The sequence below is a fragment of the Amycolatopsis jiangsuensis genome, assembly GCF_014204865.1.
GTDB classification, from domain to species: domain Bacteria; phylum Actinomycetota; class Actinomycetes; order Mycobacteriales; family Pseudonocardiaceae; genus Amycolatopsis; species Amycolatopsis jiangsuensis.
The window spans coordinates 5,177,243-5,194,559 of sequence record NZ_JACHMG010000001.1 but is presented as its reverse complement, the minus strand read 5'-3'; the positions used below and the strand labels follow the sequence as shown (position 1 = coordinate 5,194,559).

The window sequence follows — 17,317 nt, the reverse complement described above, 5'->3', positions numbered from 1 at the left end:
TGGGTCGACGCTGCCACAATGGCGGCGGACCAGGAGCAGTCGAGGATTGGGCACGCGGTGGACGAAGAGCCGGGTCAACCACCCGAGCGTGCGAACCGTCCTCGACGGGACGGCGCGCCGCCGCGGCGTGACGAACGGGGCGGTGAACGGGGTGGTGAGCCGCGTCGCGCGGTCCGCGACGCCCGACGCCAGCCACCGCCTCCGCCCCAGGGGCAGCCGCCCGCCGAACGCCGCCAGCCCCCGCCCAACGGCACCCGCCGGATGCCGGTACCGGGGCAGCCGCCGCCGGGTCCCGCCGAGCGACCGCAGCGCGGGGAGCGGCCACAGCGCCGTCAGCCGCCACCGAACGGCCAGCAGCGCCCGACGCGTAACGGCGTAGCGCCGCCCCGCCGCCAGCCACCACGTACCTCGAAACAGCCGCTGCCGCCAGGCACTCCGCAGAAGATGCCGCCGTCCGGGCCACCCAGCGGCCCGCAGCAGATCCCGCCGTCCGGACCGCAGAAAATGCCGCCGCCGGGGCCTCCCAGCGGTCCGCAGAACCTCCCTCCGGCCGGTCCGCGGAAGCCACCGCAGTCCGGCCGTTCGCCGCTGCCGCAGCCGGGGAGCGCGCCGCCACCGTCGCCGGGCCCGGCCTCCGGGCCGCAGCAGCTCCCGCCGGTGCACCGCGGCCGTGGTCCGCGCCCGGGCGCACCGGTCCGGCCGTGGCAGGAAGAGGCGATGCGGGATCCGGACGCCACCCGGTTCATCCCGCGCACCGCCGGGGTGCCGATGCCGGCCTCGCGCTGGCCGACCGCCGACCCGGACGTGATGCGTCCGTACGACGCGCTGGCCACTCAGGTCATGCCGCGGATCAAGGACGCGCCGCTCGCCCGTCCGGCCGAGCCGAGTGCGCCCGAGCAGCCGGCACCCGCGAAGGCCCCTTCGGTGGCGAAGGCCAGCGGCCGGATGGCGATCGCGTCGCTGATCAGCCGCATCACCGGCTTCCTGTGGAAGGTGCTGCTGGCGATCGTGATCGGCACCGGCGTGGTGAACGACTCGTTCAACGTCGCCAACACGATGCCGAACATCATCTTCGAACTGCTCCTCGGCGGCGTGCTGACCAGTGTGGTCGTGCCGTTGCTGGTGCGGTCACAGGACGACCCCGACCACGGCGAGGCGTACGCGCAGCGGCTGCTGACGGTCGGAGTGACCGTGCTCTTCGGCGGCACGGTGATCGCCGTGCTCGCGGCGCCGGCCTTCACCTCGCTCTACATCGACTCCTCCGGGCAGGCCAGCGCCGACCTCACCACGGCCTTCGCGTACCTGCTGCTGCCGGAGATCTTCTTCTACGGCGTGTTCGCGCTGGTCTCGGCGATGCTGAACGCCAAGCACGTGTTCGGGCCGACGGCCTGGGCGCCGGTGATCAACAACATGGTCGTCATCTTCACGATCCTGGTGCTGTGGGTGATGCCGGGTTCGATCGACGGCGACCATCCCTCGATCACCGATCCGAAGGTGCTCACCCTGGGCCTCGGCGTGACCGGCGGGATCGCGGCGCAGGCGCTCATCCTGCTGCCGCCGCTGCTGCGCACCGGGTTCCGTCCGCGCTGGCGGTGGGGTCTCGACCGGCGGATGAAGGAGTTCGGCGGTCTCGCGCTGTGGGTCGTGGGGTACGTGGCGGTCAGCCAGATCGGGCTCACGATCACCACCCGCGTGCTGACCAAGGGCACCGCGGGCGGCGTCACCGCCTACAACTACGCCTGGCTGCTGTTCCAGCTGCCCTACGGCGTACTCGGGGTTTCGCTGCTGACCGCGATCATGCCGCGGCTGAGCCGGGCGGCCGCCGACGGCGACACGAAGAAGCTGATCGGCGACCTGTCGTACGCCTCCCGGATCTCGACCGTGACGCTCGTGCCGATCTCCGCGGTGATGACGATCGTCGGTTCGTCGATCGGCGTCGCCATGTTCACCCTGGGCAAGGGGTCGCTGGAGAACGCCGAGCGGCTCGGGCAGGCGCTGGCCATCTCGGCTTTCGCGCTGCTGCCGTACGCGCTGGTGATGCTGCAGATGCGGGTGTTCTACGCGATGAAGGACGCCCGCACGCCGACGTTGATCATGATCGTGATGACCTTGGTCAAGGTACCGCTGCTGTTCCTGTGCCCGGTGCTGCTCAACGGCGACAACGTCGTGCTCGGCGTGATGATGGTCAACGCGCTGACCTACGTGGTCGGCGCGATGCTCGGGCAGATCTGGCTGTGGGTCACGCTCGGCAACCTGCGCAGCAAACGGGTGATCGGCGTCATCCTGTTCACCGTCGTGGCCAGCGTCCTCGGGATCGGCGCGGCGTGGCTGGCCGGGCAGATCGTGCCCGATTCACTCGGGCCGACGCTGCAGGCCTGGATCAAGCTGATCCTGCAGGGGATCGTCGGTATCGCGGTCTCGTTCGGGGTGCTCATCGCGCTGAAGGTCGAGGAACTTCGGCCGGCGACCTCGCGACTCACCCGATTGATCAAGCGCGGGTAACGATTGATTCACGACTCACGACGCTTCCCGCGGGCCTGATCCGGGTACCCTCGGATCCGGGATCGCGAAGCAGGAGAGAAGCGTGGACACGAGACGAAGCGTTCAGGCGGGGGAGGCAGACCGCGCGGGCATCCGTGCCCGGGGTGGTTCGCTGGCCCCTGGGCGGGTCGTGGGGGACGGCCGGTACCGCCTGCTCGCCCAGTTCGGGGTGGACGAACGAGCCGCCGCGCACCTGTGGCGGGCACGAGACGGCCAGCTGAAACGGGATGTGGCGCTGACCCTGCTGGTCGGCGATCCGGCGGATCCGGAGGCGGCCCGGCTCGCCCGGCGCACGCTGGAGCGGGCCGCGCACGCGTCGAAGTTCGGCCACGGCGGCGTCGCCCGCGTGCTGGACGTGCTCAGTCTCGGCAGTGGCGTCACGTCCAGTGAAGGGCTGCTCGGCGTCGTGGTGGCCGAGTGGACGAAGGGCAGTGACCTGGTCGACCTGGTCGCGCAGCGTCCGGTGGCACCCGGTGCGGCCGCCCGGATGGTGCAGGCGCTCGCCGAGGCGGTCGACCACGCCCACCAGAATGGCCTGGTTCTCGGCCTCGACCATCCGCAGCGGCTGCGGCTCACGCCCGGTGGCGCGCTGAAGCTGGCGTTCCCCGGTCCACTGCCGGAAGCGACGCTGCGGGACGACGTGAAGGCCCTCGGCGCGGTGCTCTACCTGCTGCTCACCGGCCGTTGGGCGTTGCCCGGCGGCCCGCCCGCCATCCCGGCCGCACCGTTGACGCCGCAGGGACACGTGGTCCCGCCGCGGTCGCTGGTGCCTGCCGTGCCGGCGGAGCTGTCGTCGCTGGCCGTGCGCACGATCGAGGACGGCGGCAGCGGCGGTATCCGCACCAGCTCGGCGATCCTGCGGGTGCTGGACCAGGTGGCCGAGAACGAGGAGCGCACGCAGCTGATCCAAACGGTCGGCCAGTCCGAATCCGAATCGGACGGCACGATCTGGACCACGAAGAAGCCGGTGAAGGACGTCGCGCGGCGGCGGAAGCTGGCCTTCGGGGTGACCGTGCTCGTGGTGGCGACCGTGGTGATCCTGGCCTGGGGCGGACTGATGCTGATCAATCTGTTCCAGGGCGACAATTCGTCCAGCGGTCCCGCGATCAACGTCGCCGCCACGCCCACCCCGAGCGGCTCGGCGAACCAGCCGGCGCCGCCACCGTCGTCCTCCTCCGGTCCGAAGGTCGGCGATCCGGTGCAGCCGGACTCCGCGACCGTGTACAACCCGGAGGGCGAGGGCGACAACACGAGCCGCGCGAAGAACACGATCGACGGCGATCCGGGCACGATCTGGCGCACCGACGAGTACCAGCAGCAGCTGCCGGCGTTGAAGCCCGGCGTGGGCATCGCGGTGGCGTTCGACGATCCGGTGAAGCTCGCCCAGGTGAAGATCACCGCGGACAGCCCGGGCACCAAGGTCGAGATCCGCAGCGCGGACAGCAAGAAGCCGGATCTCGACGAGACCAAGGTGGTCGGCAGCGGTGACCTCAAGGGCACCGACACCACCATCCCGCTGCAGCAGCCGACGGAGAGCAAGTACTTCATCGTCTGGATCACCCAGCTGGGTGGCGACGAGGGGGACAGCTTCGTCAGCGAGTTCGGAGACTTGAGCTTCCTGCCTGCGCAGTGAGCGATGCGCCGGACTCAGTAGGCTCTGCCGGGTGACGGCTGCAGCTCCCACGGATGCCGACCTCATAGCGGCGCACGCCGCCGGGGATCCGCACGCGTTCAGTGAACTGGTCCGGCGACATCGTGACCGCATGTGGGCGGTCGCGCTGCGGACGCTGCGTGACCCCGAGGAGGCGGCGGACGCGCTGCAGGAGGCGTTCATCTCGGCTTTCCGCGCCGCCGGGAAGTTCCGGGCCGAATCGCAGGTCACCACGTGGCTGCACCGGATCGTGGTGAACGCCTGCCTCGACCGGATCCGCCGCCGGCAGGCCCGCCCGACCGTGCCGCTGCCCGAGACCGGGTTCAACGAGCCGGTCGCCCCCGGTGATTCGATGGCGGAACGGGAGACCAGCCTGCTCGTGCACCAGGCGCTCGGCCAGCTGCCGGAGGAGCAGCGGGCGCCGATCGTGCTGGTCGACGTCGAGGGCTATTCGGTGGCCGAGACGGCGAAGATGCTGGGTATCGCCGAGGGCACGGTGAAGAGCCGGTGCGCACGGGGCAGGGGAAAACTCGCGAAGGTTCTCGGTCATCTGCGGAACCCGGACGCCCGGCCCGACGTCCCAACTCACGAAAGCAAACGCAAGCACGCCACTCCGGAGGGGTCCCGGAGTGCCGGGCGGGCCCAGGGCTCGCCGGGGAACGGGGAGGGACGATGACGGACGAGAGCCGGGGGGCCGGTGGGTCCGTGGGACCGCCCTGGTCTGTCGACCTGCTCGCCGACCTCCACGCCGGGGTACTGGCCGAGGACGAGGCCGCGCGGCTGTGGCCGCAGGTCGAGGCGGACCCCGAAGCACGCACGATCATCGAGGCACTCGAGGCGACCACCGCGGACCTGTCGGCGCTGGCCGGCGCGCCCGCGCCCCCGATGCCCGCCGAGTACGCGGCCCGGCTGGACGCCGCGCTGGCCGCGGAATCCGCCGCCCGGCAACCAGCGGCGAGCACTGTGGTCGCAGATCCCGTGGCCACGTCTCCGGCCGGCGCGGTCCCGTCTTCGGCGGACGCGACGTCGTCCCAGCTGGCTGCAGCTCCGCCCTCTGCGGACGCGACGTCGTCCCAGGCGGGAGCCGTCCCGTCCCAGGCGGGCGCGACCCCGTTCCAGACAGGCGCGGCGTCGTCCACCTCGGGCGCGGCGTCGTCCACCTCGGGCGCGACGTCGTCCGCTCCGGTGGCGGATCTGTCCGCGGCCCGGCGGCGACGCAACCGGCGACTCGGCTGGGCCGGCGGGGTCCTGACCGCGGCCGCGGCCGCCGTGGTGGCCTTGGCGGTCACCGTGCCGGGCACGTCCACCGAGAGCGGCACCCCGAACGTGGCCGCTCCGGCGCCGACCGGCCCGTCGGTGTCCGGTGACGGCGGTGGCGCGGAGGCGTTGATCGGCGGCAGCGTCGGCGTGCGTGATTTCGGCCCGTTGCGGGACGAGCGGCGGCTGGACGTGTGTGTGGCGGCGGCCGGGATGGATCCGAAGGTGCGGCCGGAGGGCATCCGTCCGGTGAACGTGGCGGGCAAGGCCGGTGTGCTGGTCATCTACACCACCGGCAGGCTCGCCGAGTTCCGTCTCGTCGCGTTCGGCGCGGACTGCGGGCCCGCCGACCCGGCGAAGCTGTTCGACAAGGTGGTCGGCGGCCGGTAATCGCTGGTCGAGTAGCGGTCGTCACCGCCGGGAACACCGGCACCTACCATCGTGTTGAGCCAGGAGCACTGGTCACGACGAGCGGAGGTTGACGGTGGCGGGCGAGGAAATCAGGAACCTGATCATCGTGGGTTCAGGTCCTGCCGGATACACCGCCGCGGTCTACGCGGCGCGCGCGCAACTCGAGCCGCTGGTGTTCGAGGGCACCCAGTTCGGCGGTGCGTTGATGACCACCACCGAGGTGGAGAACTTCCCCGGCTTCCGCGACGGCATCCAGGGCCCGGACCTGATGGAGGAGATGCGCAAGCAGGCCGAGCGTTTCGGTGCCGAGCTGCGTTCGGAGGACGTCGAGTCGCTGGAGCTGGCGGGTGACGTCAAGTACGTCGTGGTGAACGGCAAGCGTTACGCGGCCCGCGCGGTCATCCTGGCGATGGGCGCGGCTGCCCGGTACCTGAACGTGCCGGGTGAGCAGGAGCTGCTCGGGCACGGTGTGTCGTCCTGCGCGACCTGTGACGGGTTCTTCTTCCGCGACCACGACATCGCGGTCGCCGGCGGGGGCGACTCGGCGATGGAGGAGGCGACCTTCCTGACGAAGTTCGCCAAGTCCGTCACGATCGTGCACCGGCGGGACGAGTTCCGCGCCTCGCGGATCATGCTCGAGCGCGCTCGAGCGAACGACAAGATCAAATGGCAGCTGAACTCGCGCGTGACCGGCGTCGCGGGGGACGGCACGGTCAACGGCCTGCAGGTCGAGGACGCCAGGACCGGTGAGGCGAAGACGCTGGACGTCACCGGCTTCTTCCTGGCGATCGGGCACGATCCGCGCAGCGAGCTGGTGCGCGGCCAGGTGGACGTGGACGACGAGGGCTACGTGCGCACGCAGGGCCGCAGCTCGTACACGAACCTGCCCGGCGTGTTCGCCGCGGGCGACCTGGTGGACCGCACCTACCGGCAGGCCATCACGGCCGCCGGGTCCGGCTGCAGCGCCGCCATCGACGCCGAGCGGTGGCTGGCCGAACATGCCGATGTGGCCGCGCACGAGGCCCCGGAGCTGGTGGGCGGTGGCTACGGCGCCGGCGAGCACTGACTTTTCCGCACTTCCGATCGGCTGACCCAGGCAAAGGAGACAACCATGGCCAACAACACCGTCAAGGTGACCGACAAGTCGTTCGTGGACGACGTGCTGACCAGCGAGAAGCCGGTGCTGGTCGACTTCTGGGCGACCTGGTGCGGGCCGTGCAAGATGGTCGCGCCGGTGCTCGAGGAGATCGCCGGGGAGAACAGCGACAAGCTGACCGTCGCGAAGCTCGACATCGACGAGAACCCGAACACAGCGCGTGACTACCAGGTGATGTCGATCCCGACGCTGATCCTGTTCCAGGGTGGCAAGCCGGTGAAGCAGATCGTGGGCGCGAAGGCGAAGGCGGCGCTGCTGTCGGATCTGTCCGACGTGCTCTGAACCGAACGGTCGGGGAGAACCCGGGCCTGCGGGAATCGGCCCGCGGGCCCGGGTTCTCGCTCGTTCGGGGGGCTTGTGCGTGGTGGTGATCACGCAGGCGTACCGGCCGGGTGTCCCCCGTGCAGGCTCCCCCACGGGAGCGGCACACCGGCCGGGTCTGCGTACTCACCGAGAGTTCACAGGGCACAATGGGTGCCTGGGCTTACCCCCGACCTACAGGTTTCTGTTTCGCATCGAGCAGGTTTCGGTGCCTGAGGAAGAGCGAGGAGTGCATGCGGGTACTCCGCCGCGGTGACACCGGTTCGGATGTCGCCGAGATCAGGTCGATTCTCGCCGGGATGGACCTGCTCCCGCCGGTGGCGGGGACCGAGCAGTACGCAGCTTTCGACGTCGCCGTGGAGCAGGCCGTCCGGGCCTTCCAGCAGCGGCGTGGCCTCATCACCGACGGGGTCGTGGGCCCGGCGACCTTCCACTCGATGAAGGGCGCCAGCTACCACTTGGGCAGCCGCCCGTTGCAGTACCTGTTGTCGGCTCCGGTCAGCGGGGACGACGTCTTCGCGCTGCAGGAGCGGCTCACCGAGCTCGGTTTCGACGCCGGCCGTCCGGACGGATACTTCGGCCCGCAGACCGAGCGTGCCCTGCGTACCTTCCAGCGCGACATGCGCCTGAATCCCGACGGTATCTGCGGTCCGGCGACCATCCGGGAGCTGCACCGCCTGTCGTCCCCGCGGGCGCGCGGCGGCCGTCCGGTGTTCCTGCGGGAACAGGAGCAGGTCCGCCGGGCCGGTCCGCGGCTGCGGGGCAAGCGCATCGTCATCGACCCCGGCCACGGCGGCGAGGATCTGGGCGTGACCGCCGCCGGCCTGCGCGAGGCCGACATCGCCTGGGATCTCGCGCGTCGGCTGGAGGGCCGGATGCAGGCGACAGGCATGGAAGCCCTGATCTCGCGCGGCCCGAACCACAGTCCCACGGATTTCGAACGTGCCCGCTTCGCCAACGACGCCGGCGCCGACCTGTTCCTGTCGCTGCACAACGACGGCAACGCGTCCCCCGGCGCCCAGGGCGTGGCCAGCTTCCACTTCGGCACCGGCAACGGCACCACGTCGACGGTCGGCGAACTGCTGGCCGGGTTCATCCAACGTGAGGTCGTGGCCCGCACCGGCCTGCGTGACTGCCGCACGCACTACAAGACGTGGGAGATCTTCACCCGCACCCGCTGCCCGGCCGTCCGCGTCGAAATCGGCTACCTGACCAACCCCGACGACGCGCGCAGACTGGCCGAACCCGCCTTCCGCGACGTGGTCGCCGAGGGAATCCTGATCGCCGTGAAACGCCTGTACCTCCTGGGCGAAGGCGACCAACCCACCGGCACCTTCACCTTCGCCGACGTACTGGCCCACGAACTGGCCCGCGCCGAGTAACGCTCGCCGTCGCCCGCGTTCGCTCCCCTCGCGGATTTGAGGCTCCTTCTCGCGGGTTCCGACGCTCGCTCGTGCGGGTTTTGACGCTCCCTCACTTCGGCGGTCTGGGTGCCCGTTTCCCTCGTTGGCCGGTCTTTTCTGCTGGCCAGTGGCCCGCCTGCTGGTTACGTCCGCGGAGGTGGTGTACGGGTTCGTCGCTGGTGAGCGGCGTGGCGTCGTGACGTGAGACGGCCACCGCGTGATCTTTCTCGAGTACCGACCAAGGAACTCCAGGAAGGACCACCACGATGGCCGCACCACACAGTGTGGACCCTGCCCAGCTTGTCGAGGAGCTCGCCTCGGCGGGTGTGTCGCCGGATCTGTTGCAGACGATGATCGCGACGATGGCGAACGCGTTGATGTCGTCGCAGGCCGATCAGCAGTGCGGGGCCGGCTATGGCGAGCGCAGCAGCGAGCGGACGAACCAGCGCAACGGCTACCGGGCCCGGGAGTGGGACACCCGAGCGGGCACGATCGAGTTGGCGGTGCCGAAGCTGCGCCAGGGCTCCTATTTCCCGGACTGGCTGCTGACCCACCGCCGCCGCGCCGAGCAGGCCCTGGTCACCGTCGTGGCCACGGCCTACCTACTCGGTGTCTCCACCCGGCGGGTGGAGAAGCTGGCCGAACAACTCGGGGTGAAGTCGCTGTCGCGTTCGCAGGTCAGCGAGATGGCCACGCACCTCGACGGGCAGGTCGCCGCGTTCCGCGAGCGCCCGCTCGACCAGGGCCCGTACACGTTCGTGTGGGTCGACGCGCTCACGGTGAAGGTCCGCGAAGACGGCCGGGTGGTCAACGTGCACGCGCTGCTCGCGACCGGGGTGAACGCCGACGGGCACCGCGAGATCCTCGGCCTGGATGTGGCCTCCAGCGAGGACGGAGCGGGCTGGTTGGCGTTCCTGCGCGGTCTGGTCGCCCGCGGCCTGTCCGGGGTCCAGCTCGTCATCTCCGACGCCCATCCCGGCTTGGTGGCGGCGATCGCCTCGGCGTTGCCGGGTGCGGCGTGGCAGCGGTGTCGCACCCACTACCTGCGTAACCTGCTCTCCCGTGTTCCGAAGTCGGCGCAGCCGCATGTCGCTACGCAGGTGCGCACGATCTTCGACCAGCCCGACGCCGACGCCGTCACAGCCCAGTACGGACGCGTGGTCGACACTCTCACCGCGCGCTGGCCCGACGCAGCCGAGCACCTCGACAACGCCCGCGATGAGCTGCTGGCGTTCACCGCATATCCGCGCGAGGTCTGGCGCCAGATCTGGTCGAACAACCCTCAAGAGCGACTGAACAAGGAGATCCGCCGTCGCACCGACGTGGTCGGGATCTTCCCCGGCCGCGACTCCCTGATCCGCCTCGTCGGCGCCGTCCTGGCCGAACAGAGTGATGAGTGGACCGAGAACCGCCGCTACATGGGCCTCGATCTACTGGCCCGCTCACGCATCCGCATCGTCACCACCGAAGCCGCACCGACCGGCAGCGAGGCACTCATGACAACCGAGGCAATAACCGCCTAGAATCCCGAACCAAGATCACGCGGAGTCGATCTCATACACCACTCCGCCGGACGTGACCCGCCTGCTGGTCCGGTTGTCTTACCCGAGTGGGCCCCCGGGTGCCGAGCCGCTACGTCAGGGACCGCGGTCGCTTGACCAGCTCTACGGCCCGTTTGGTTTGGTGCCTTTTCTGTGGCTCGGCCAGGTGGTCCTGGTGCCGCAATTCGGCCTGGTCCTGGTGCCGTGTTCGGCCTGGTCCCGGTCAGGTGGTCCCGGTGCCGCATTCGGCCTGGTCCCGGCCAGGTGGTCCCGGTCCCGCGTCCGACCTGGCCCCGGCCAGGCGATCCTGGTCCCGTCCCGACAGCCCGAGCCGCACACCCGATCACCCCAAACCACACCGACGACAGGAGGGGAACCGGCTCGACTTCCAGCCTCCGACCGTCTGCACGCTCCGCGTGCAAGGACGTCCCGACCTGCCCCATCAGGGCCACCACACGCCACCTACGACCGAGCCCACCGCGCCTGCCCCAAAACCTCCTCCAGGCCATCTCCACGGTCCACCCCACCAGCCCGCACCACGACTGAGCTCGAATCGTGGTTGGCGCAGTTGCCGGGATCGTCTGCGAAATGTGAACGTGGATGCGCCACCGCGTGCCCCTTTGAGGCGACCTCCGCCCTGCCGCCTGACACCCATTTGCGACCCACACATCGATCCCGTCCTCGAACTCAACGCCTGACAATCGTCAAAGAAGGACAGCGCAGCCACACCACCAGAATGCACTTGCCACACCCCGCTGAAAGTCACTCTAAGTAACAGTAGGACGTGTCGCGAAGCGCTCTCATCTCACACAGCCGCCCCGCAAATCCCCCACCACTACGGCATCCACATTCTTGCCTCAGCCCCCACCCCGCCCAGAAAAACCGGAGCCCAGCCCCCACTTAACCCCACCTTCAGGCGCACACAACACATTGCGCCTCACACCGCCGAGGCACACCACACCTTGGGGCAGCCCCCACCCACCACTGGGGGGCGTCCCCAGATCCAGTCTAGTCGTCCACAGGTTTTCCACGGCATCTATCAGCAATCTGTGGATAACTTTGTGGTTCATCCACAGGTGTGCACAGGCGGGGGTGGAGGGATTTTTCGCACGTCGGGAGCGGGTTCGTGTGGGGTAGGTAGCGGCGTGGGCTCGTGGGTGTGGCGGTGTTGAGAGAAGGGGTGGCGTGATGACGGCTGGCGGGTTGACCTCGGGTGATGAGCGGAGTGAGGGTGGACGGGTGGGGAGTACCGGGGACTCGTGCCGGGCTTGGTCACGGGTCTGATACCGCGGGGACGACGTGTACGGAGTGTGATAACGAGGGGTCGCGGTGGGGTGGGCTGTCGGCTCGACTGGAGTGCTCAGGACAGGGGTCGGTCGAGGCTGAGCGGTCAAGGGCGAGCGGGTCGGTCTAGGCGCGGAGCCGGTCAAGGCGGAGCCGATTGTCCGGCGACCGGTCAAGGCGGAGCCGGTCAAGGCGGAGCCAGCCAAAGCGGAGCCGGCCAAAGCGGAGCCGGCCAAGGGCCTACCGACCGAGGCGAAGACGGCGAGGCGAAGACGGTCGGTCTAGGCGGAGCCGGTCGGGGCCGACCGGTAGAGGACGAGCAAAAGGGGCTCGGGCCCGTCGAAGCGGGACCAAGCCGGAGGCAGCCTGGGCGAGACGGGACCAGACCGGGAACGGTCCGGGCGAGGCGTGGAGGCGGGTCGGGCGAGGGGAGCGAGAGGGAAGCGGACGCGTGTCAGGCTCGGCCCAGGCTGGGTTCTGCGGTCGTGATCGTGACCTGGCCGAGTAGGCGTTCCAGGGCGGCCTCGACGTCTTCCTTCCAGCTGATCGCCGAGCGCAGCTCCAGCCGCAGGCGGGGGTACTTGCGGTGGGGGCGCACGGTCTTGAAGCCGACGCTCTGCAGGAACGCGGCCGGCAGTACGCAGGCGTGTCCGTCCAGGGGGTCCGCTTCGGCGGGTTGGGCGTCGCCGAAGGCTTCTATGGCGCGGACGCCTCGTTTGGTCAGGTCCTTCGCCACGGCTTGCACGAGCATGCGGCCCAGGCCGCCGCCGCGGAATTCGGGCAGGACGTGGAAGGCGGTGAGCAGGACGGCGTCGGCGCTGGGTGGAGAGGTCGGAAAAGCCAGGGCGCGGGGCACCGCGTTCGGCGGCGCGTACAGCACGAAACCGACCGGGAGCGTGTCGCTGTAGACGATGCGGCCGCAGGAACCCCACTCCAGCAGCACGCTGGACACCCAGGCTTCCTTCTCGACCTCGGTCGAGCCGAAATCCTCGGCCTGCTCCTTCAGGTGCGGCGCGAGCTCCCAGTACACGCACTGCCGGCAGTTCTTCGGCAGATGCTCGAGGTTGTCCAGTGTGACGCCCACCACGCGACGTGACACGCGCAAACCTCCCTCGACCCCTCATTCGCGGCGTGTATCCGGCCTGGACGCCGGCCAGAGCGCAGGCGGCACCGGAAGAACCACCCCGAGGATAGGCCGATGTGACAAGGGCCGAAAGACCGGGGATCCGGAAGAGGCCACCGTTACACTCGATGGATCTACCAGCAGGTACCACCGAACCCTCAGGTGTCCGATGACCGAGAACCGCCCCGCCAAGCCGCAGACCGGCCGTCACAATCTCGACCCGCACCTCGAGCGGTACGCAGCCCGCACCGCCGGGATGACCGCATCCGAGATCCGCGCGCTCTTCGCAGTGGCAAGCCGGCCGGAGGTCGTCTCACTCGCCGGCGGCATGCCGAACCTGGCCGCGCTGCCGCTCGACACGCTGTCCGCGCAGGTCGGCGAGATCATCGCCGAGGAAGGACTCGTCGCACTGCAGTACGGGTCCGCACACGGCGTGCCTGCGCTGCGTGACCAGATCTGCGAAATCATGGCTCTCGAGGGCGTGAAGGCGCACCCGGACGACGTCGTGGTCACCGTCGGCTCACAGATGGGCCTGGACATGGTGACGCGGCTGTTCTGCGATCCGGGTGATGTGGTGATCGCCGAAGGCCCGTCGTACGTCGGCGCCCTCGGATCGTTCGCCGCCTACCAGGCGAACGTGGTGCACGTCGCGATGGACGACGACGGGCTGGTGCCGGAAGGACTTCGGGAGGCGCTGCGGCAGGCGGAGAAGGCCGGCCAGCGCGTCAAGTTCCTTTACACCATCCCGAATTTCCACAATCCGGCCGGCGTCACGCTGGCCGTCGAGCGGCGCGCCGAGATCGTGGAGATCTGCCGCGAGCACGGGGTGCTGATCGTCGAGGACAACCCGTACGGCCTGCTCGGCTTCGACGGCCAGACCTACCCCGCGCTGCGGTCGCTCGACCCGGACAACGTCGTGTACCTCGGTTCGTTCTCGAAGACGTTCGCCTCCGGGCTCCGGGTCGGCTGGGTGCTCGCGCCGCACGCGGTGCGGGAGAAGCTCGTGCTGGCCGCCGAATCGGCGACGCTGTGCCCGCCCACGTTCAACCAGATGATCGTGTCCCGCTACCTCGCGACGCACGATTGGAAGGGTCAGATCAAGAAGTTCCGGGAGAACTACCGCGAACGCCGCGACGCGATGCTGTCCGCGTTGCGGCAGTACCTGCCCCCCGGCTGCTCTTGGACGCACCCCGACGGTGGCTTCTACGTGTGGGTGACGGTGCCGGAAGGTGTTGACACCAAAGCAATGCTGCCGCGTGCGGTGACCGCGCGCGTGGCATACGCGTCAGGCACCGGCTTCTACGCCGACGGCCTCGGCTCGCGCCAGATGCGGCTGTCCTACTGCTATCCCACGCCGGAACGCATCCGCGAGGGCGTGCGCCGGCTCGCGGCGGTGCTGGAGTCCGAAATGGACCTCGGCCGCACCTTCGGTAGCGTGAGTGCACGCACCATCCCGGGGCCTGAGACCCCGTCTCCGGACACGGTCTGACCGCCCCCCGTAACACTAAGGAGTTCCCACGGTGGTCGACCGTACCGTTGCCGTGCTCGCCGGCGGACTTTCCCACGAGCGGGACGTCTCGCTCCGCTCCGGACGGCGGCTGTCGGCCGCACTGCGGGCCGAAGGGCTCACAGTGGACGAATGGGACACCGACGCCGGCCTGCTGGAACGGCTGCGCACCCAGCGTCCGGACGCGGTGATCGTCGCACTGCACGGCGGTGAGGGCGAGAACGGTTCGGTGCAGACCGTGCTGGAAATGCTCGACGTGCCGTTCGTCGGCACCAGCTCGCAGGGGTGCCGTCGGGCTTGGGACAAGCCGACCGCGAAGGCTTTCGTGCAGCAGGCCGGGTTCGCCACACCGGAGTGGATCGTGTTGCCGCACAGCACTTTCCGGGAGCTGGGCGCGCAGTCGGTGCTCGACGCGATGGTGGATCGGCTCGGGCTGCCGCTGATCCTCAAACCGGACCAGGGCGGTTCGGCGCTGGGTACGCAGGTGGTGCGCGAAGCCGCGGAACTCCCCGCGGCGATGGTCGGCTGCTTCGCCTACGGGGACACCGTGCTCGCGGAGCGGTTCATCGACGGCGTCGAGGTGGCCGTCACGGTCATCGAGGGGGAGAACGGGGCCGAAGCCCTGCCCGCGGTCGAGATCGTGCCGGAGAACGGCGTCTACGACTACACGGCTCGCTACACCGCCGGCCTCACCGACTTCTTCACCCCGGCCCGGATCTCCGACGAAGCGGCGAAGGCGGTCAGCGAACTCGCCGTCGCGGCACACCGGTGGCTCGGGCTGCGCGACATCTCCCGCACCGACGCCGTGATCACCGCGGACGGCACTGTGCACTTCCTCGAGGTGAACCTGTCGCCGGGCCTCACCGAGACGTCCACAGTTCCGATGGCAGTCGAAGCCGCCGGCACATCCCTCGGTTCGGTGTTTTCGGAACTCGTCGCCCGCGCGGTCTCCCGGACTCGTTGATCGACGAGCCCGGGGAGTACGCCGCTGACGACACCACGCGGCCGCCACACCCACGGCGACCGACGCGACGGTGGGCAGCCGGACCGACCACGCAGAGTGCGCACAGCCGTGTCGATCCGCAATCATCACCGTGACGAAAAGACCATGGGTGATCCCTAGCCGGTTTCGTCGGCCTGATCCGCCGATTTTCCCTCCGAGTTCGCGTCGATGAGGGCGACGATGCGTTCGAGGTCATCGACCGAGCCGAACTCGAGGACGATCCGGCCTTTGCGGCGTCCGAGGTCCACTTTCACGCGGGTGTCGAAGCGATCCGACAGCCGGTTCGCGAGTTCCTGCAATCCGGGCGCCTGGATCGGCTTACGGGGAGCGGGTTTCGGCTTCGCCGGCTTCTCGCTCTTCTTCAGCGTGACGGCTTCCTCGGTGGCGCGCACCGACATGCCTTCCGCGATGATCCGGGCAGCCAGCTCCTCCTGACCGTCCGGGTCCTCGAGTGACAGCAGCGCCCGGGCATGTCCGGCCGACAGCACACCGGCGGCCACCCGCCGCTGCACGGGCAGGGGGAGTTTCAGCAACCGGATGGTGTTGGTGATGACCGGCCGGCTGCGTCCGATCCGACCGGCCAGTTCCTCGTGCGTCACCGCGAACTCGTCGAGCAACTGCTGGTACGCGGCCGCCTCCTCGAGCGGATTCAGCTGAACCCGGTGGATGTTTTCCAGCAGTGCGTCGCGCAACATCGACTCGTCAGCGGTCTGCCGGACGATCGCGGGGATCGCCTCCAGCTCCGCCTGCTGGGACGCACGCAGCCGACGCTCACCCATGACGAGCTCGTACTCGCCGTCACCGAGTTCGCGTACGACGATCGGCTGCATGAGCCCGAACTCCCGGATGGAGTGTTCGAGCTCGGCGAGCGCTTCCTCGTCGAAGACCTGACGCGGCTGCTTCGGATTCGGCTTGACGGCGCTGACCGGGATCTCGCGGTACACCGCGCCGGCGACCTCGCCGCCGTGCCCTTCAGCCGCGCCGTTCGCCGCGAACCAGCCCTTGTCCTCACGCGCGGCCGGTTCGCTGGCCGCGGTGCCTTCTCCGCCGGAGGGCGCCGGGGTGGCCGGCCCGGTCGGGATCAGGGCCGCGAGACCGCGCCCCAGCCCTCCTCTGCGCTCAGTCATGCGCTGTTGCTCCTATCCTGATTCGCGCCGCGCTCGGCGATTTCCTTCGCCGCGTCGAGATAGCTCATGGCCCCACGTGAACCCGGGTCGTAAGCGAGCACGGTCTGGCCGTAGCCGGGTGCCTCGGACACCTTCACGCTGCGTGGGATGACGGTCTTCAGCACCGTCTCGCCGAAGTGGTTGCGCACCTCGTTGGTCACCTGGTCGGCCAGCTTCGTGCGACCGTCGTACATGGTGAGCAGAATCGTGGAGACGCTCAGTTCCCGGTTGAGGTGCTGCTGCACGAGTTCGATGTTGCTCAGCAGCTGCCCCAGACCTTCCAGTGCGTAGTACTCGCACTGGATGGGAATCAGGACTTCCTGGGCCGCCACCATCGCGTTGACCGTGAGAAGTCCGAGCGACGGAGGGCAGTCGATGAAGACGTAGTCGACGCCGATCTGCGCGAGCGACTCGTCCGACAGTGCCTCCTTCAGCCGGGTTTCCCGGTTCGCCATGGAGACGAGCTCGATCTCCGCACCGGCGAGGTCGATCGTCGCGGGCACGCAGAAGAGGTTCGGGGACTGCTCGCTGACGGCGGCGGCCTCGGCGAGGGACACCTCACCGATCAGCACTTCGTAAATCGACGGCGTCCCGGAGCGGTGGTCGACGTCAAGTGCGGTGCTGGCATTGCCCTGAGGGTCGAGGTCGATCACGAGCGTCTTCAGCCCGTGCACCGCCAGCGCGGCGGCGAGATTGACGGTGCTCGTCGTCTTGCCGACCCCGCCTTTCTGATTGGCGACTGTGAGCACCCGGCGACGTGTCGGCCGGGGGAGAGCGCCTTCCTTCGGGTGCAGCACGCTCGCGGCTCGGACGGCTTCCTCGGCGATCGGCGTCCAGCCCAACTCGTGGCCGGTCTGCGCGGGGTCGGACGGTGGGGGATTCACCGGTCTCGACACCTCCTCCTGATAGACGATTCCTGGACGTTCCGCACCGCGTTGTTTCACGTGGAACTT

13 protein-coding genes are annotated in these 17,317 nt (G+C 69.4%); 10 read left to right on the top strand and 3 right to left on the bottom strand.

Features of this window, described 5'->3' with window-relative positions; translation table 11 throughout:
- Positions 1–717 precede the first annotated feature (717 nt).
- From murJ to BJY18_RS23405, 8 genes are all read left to right on the top strand, one after another.
- Positions 718–2,502, top strand: a complete 1,785-nt coding sequence (gene murJ, locus BJY18_RS23440) for a murein biosynthesis integral membrane protein MurJ (protein WP_221457929.1) — start codon at positions 718–720, stop codon at positions 2,500–2,502.
- A gap of 82 nt (positions 2,503–2,584) precedes the next feature.
- Entirely contained in the window at positions 2,585–4,174 is a 1,590-nt protein-coding gene (locus tag BJY18_RS23435) for a protein kinase family protein (RefSeq protein WP_184782000.1), read from the top strand.
- 31 nt (positions 4,175–4,205) lie between these two features.
- Positions 4,206–4,868, top strand: coding sequence for an RNA polymerase sigma factor SigM (sigM, locus tag BJY18_RS23430; RefSeq protein WP_184781999.1), 663 nt, complete (start codon positions 4,206–4,208; stop codon positions 4,866–4,868).
- Positions 4,865–5,839, top strand: coding sequence for an RsmA family anti-sigma factor (locus BJY18_RS23425; RefSeq protein ID WP_246458956.1), 975 nt, complete (start codon positions 4,865–4,867; stop codon positions 5,837–5,839). Before sigM ends, BJY18_RS23425 begins: the two co-directional genes overlap by 4 nt.
- Before the next feature lie 94 nt (positions 5,840–5,933).
- On the top strand, positions 5,934–6,926 hold the full coding sequence (trxB, locus tag BJY18_RS23420) for a thioredoxin-disulfide reductase (protein WP_184781998.1): 993 nt from the start codon (positions 5,934–5,936) through the stop codon (positions 6,924–6,926).
- A 45-nt stretch (positions 6,927–6,971) separates the two neighbouring features.
- Positions 6,972–7,298 carry a thioredoxin gene (gene trxA / locus BJY18_RS23415; protein ID WP_184781997.1) on the top strand — a complete coding sequence of 109 codons (327 nt, stop codon included), beginning with the start codon at positions 6,972–6,974 and terminating at the stop codon, positions 7,296–7,298.
- Between the two features lie 272 nt (positions 7,299–7,570).
- Complete coding sequence (locus BJY18_RS23410; RefSeq protein ID WP_184781996.1) at positions 7,571–8,719, top strand: N-acetylmuramoyl-L-alanine amidase; 1,149 nt, start codon at positions 7,571–7,573, stop codon at positions 8,717–8,719.
- A gap of 287 nt (positions 8,720–9,006) precedes the next feature.
- Positions 9,007–10,263, top strand: coding sequence for an IS256 family transposase (locus tag BJY18_RS23405; RefSeq protein ID WP_184776778.1), 1,257 nt, complete (start codon positions 9,007–9,009; stop codon positions 10,261–10,263).
- A 1,756-nt stretch (positions 10,264–12,019) separates the two neighbouring features.
- Here BJY18_RS23405 and BJY18_RS23400 read toward each other — a convergent pair.
- Positions 12,020–12,664, bottom strand: a complete 645-nt coding sequence (locus BJY18_RS23400; protein WP_184781995.1) for a GNAT family N-acetyltransferase — start codon at positions 12,662–12,664, stop codon at positions 12,020–12,022.
- Positions 12,665–12,857: 193 nt separating this feature from the next.
- Between BJY18_RS23400 and BJY18_RS23395 the strand changes: the two genes are divergently transcribed.
- Together BJY18_RS23395 and BJY18_RS23390 are read left to right on the top strand one after the other, a co-directional pair.
- Positions 12,858–14,177 carry an aminotransferase-like domain-containing protein gene (locus BJY18_RS23395; protein ID WP_184781994.1) on the top strand — a complete coding sequence of 440 codons (1,320 nt, stop codon included), beginning with the start codon at positions 12,858–12,860 and terminating at the stop codon, positions 14,175–14,177.
- Between the two features lie 31 nt (positions 14,178–14,208).
- Positions 14,209–15,159 carry a D-alanine--D-alanine ligase family protein gene (locus BJY18_RS23390; protein ID WP_184781993.1) on the top strand — a complete coding sequence of 317 codons (951 nt, stop codon included), beginning with the start codon at positions 14,209–14,211 and terminating at the stop codon, positions 15,157–15,159.
- Between the two features lie 155 nt (positions 15,160–15,314).
- Here BJY18_RS23390 and BJY18_RS23385 read toward each other — a convergent pair whose 3' ends face one another.
- Positions 15,315–16,325 (bottom strand): ParB/RepB/Spo0J family partition protein, encoded by a 1,011-nt coding sequence (locus BJY18_RS23385; RefSeq protein WP_184781992.1) that lies wholly within the window; start codon positions 16,323–16,325, stop codon positions 15,315–15,317.
- Complete coding sequence (locus tag BJY18_RS23380) at positions 16,322–17,248, bottom strand: ParA family protein (RefSeq protein ID WP_184781991.1); 927 nt, start codon at positions 17,246–17,248, stop codon at positions 16,322–16,324. The genes BJY18_RS23385 and BJY18_RS23380 overlap by 4 nt, the downstream gene beginning before the upstream one ends.
- Positions 17,249–17,317: the final 69 nt, after the last annotated feature.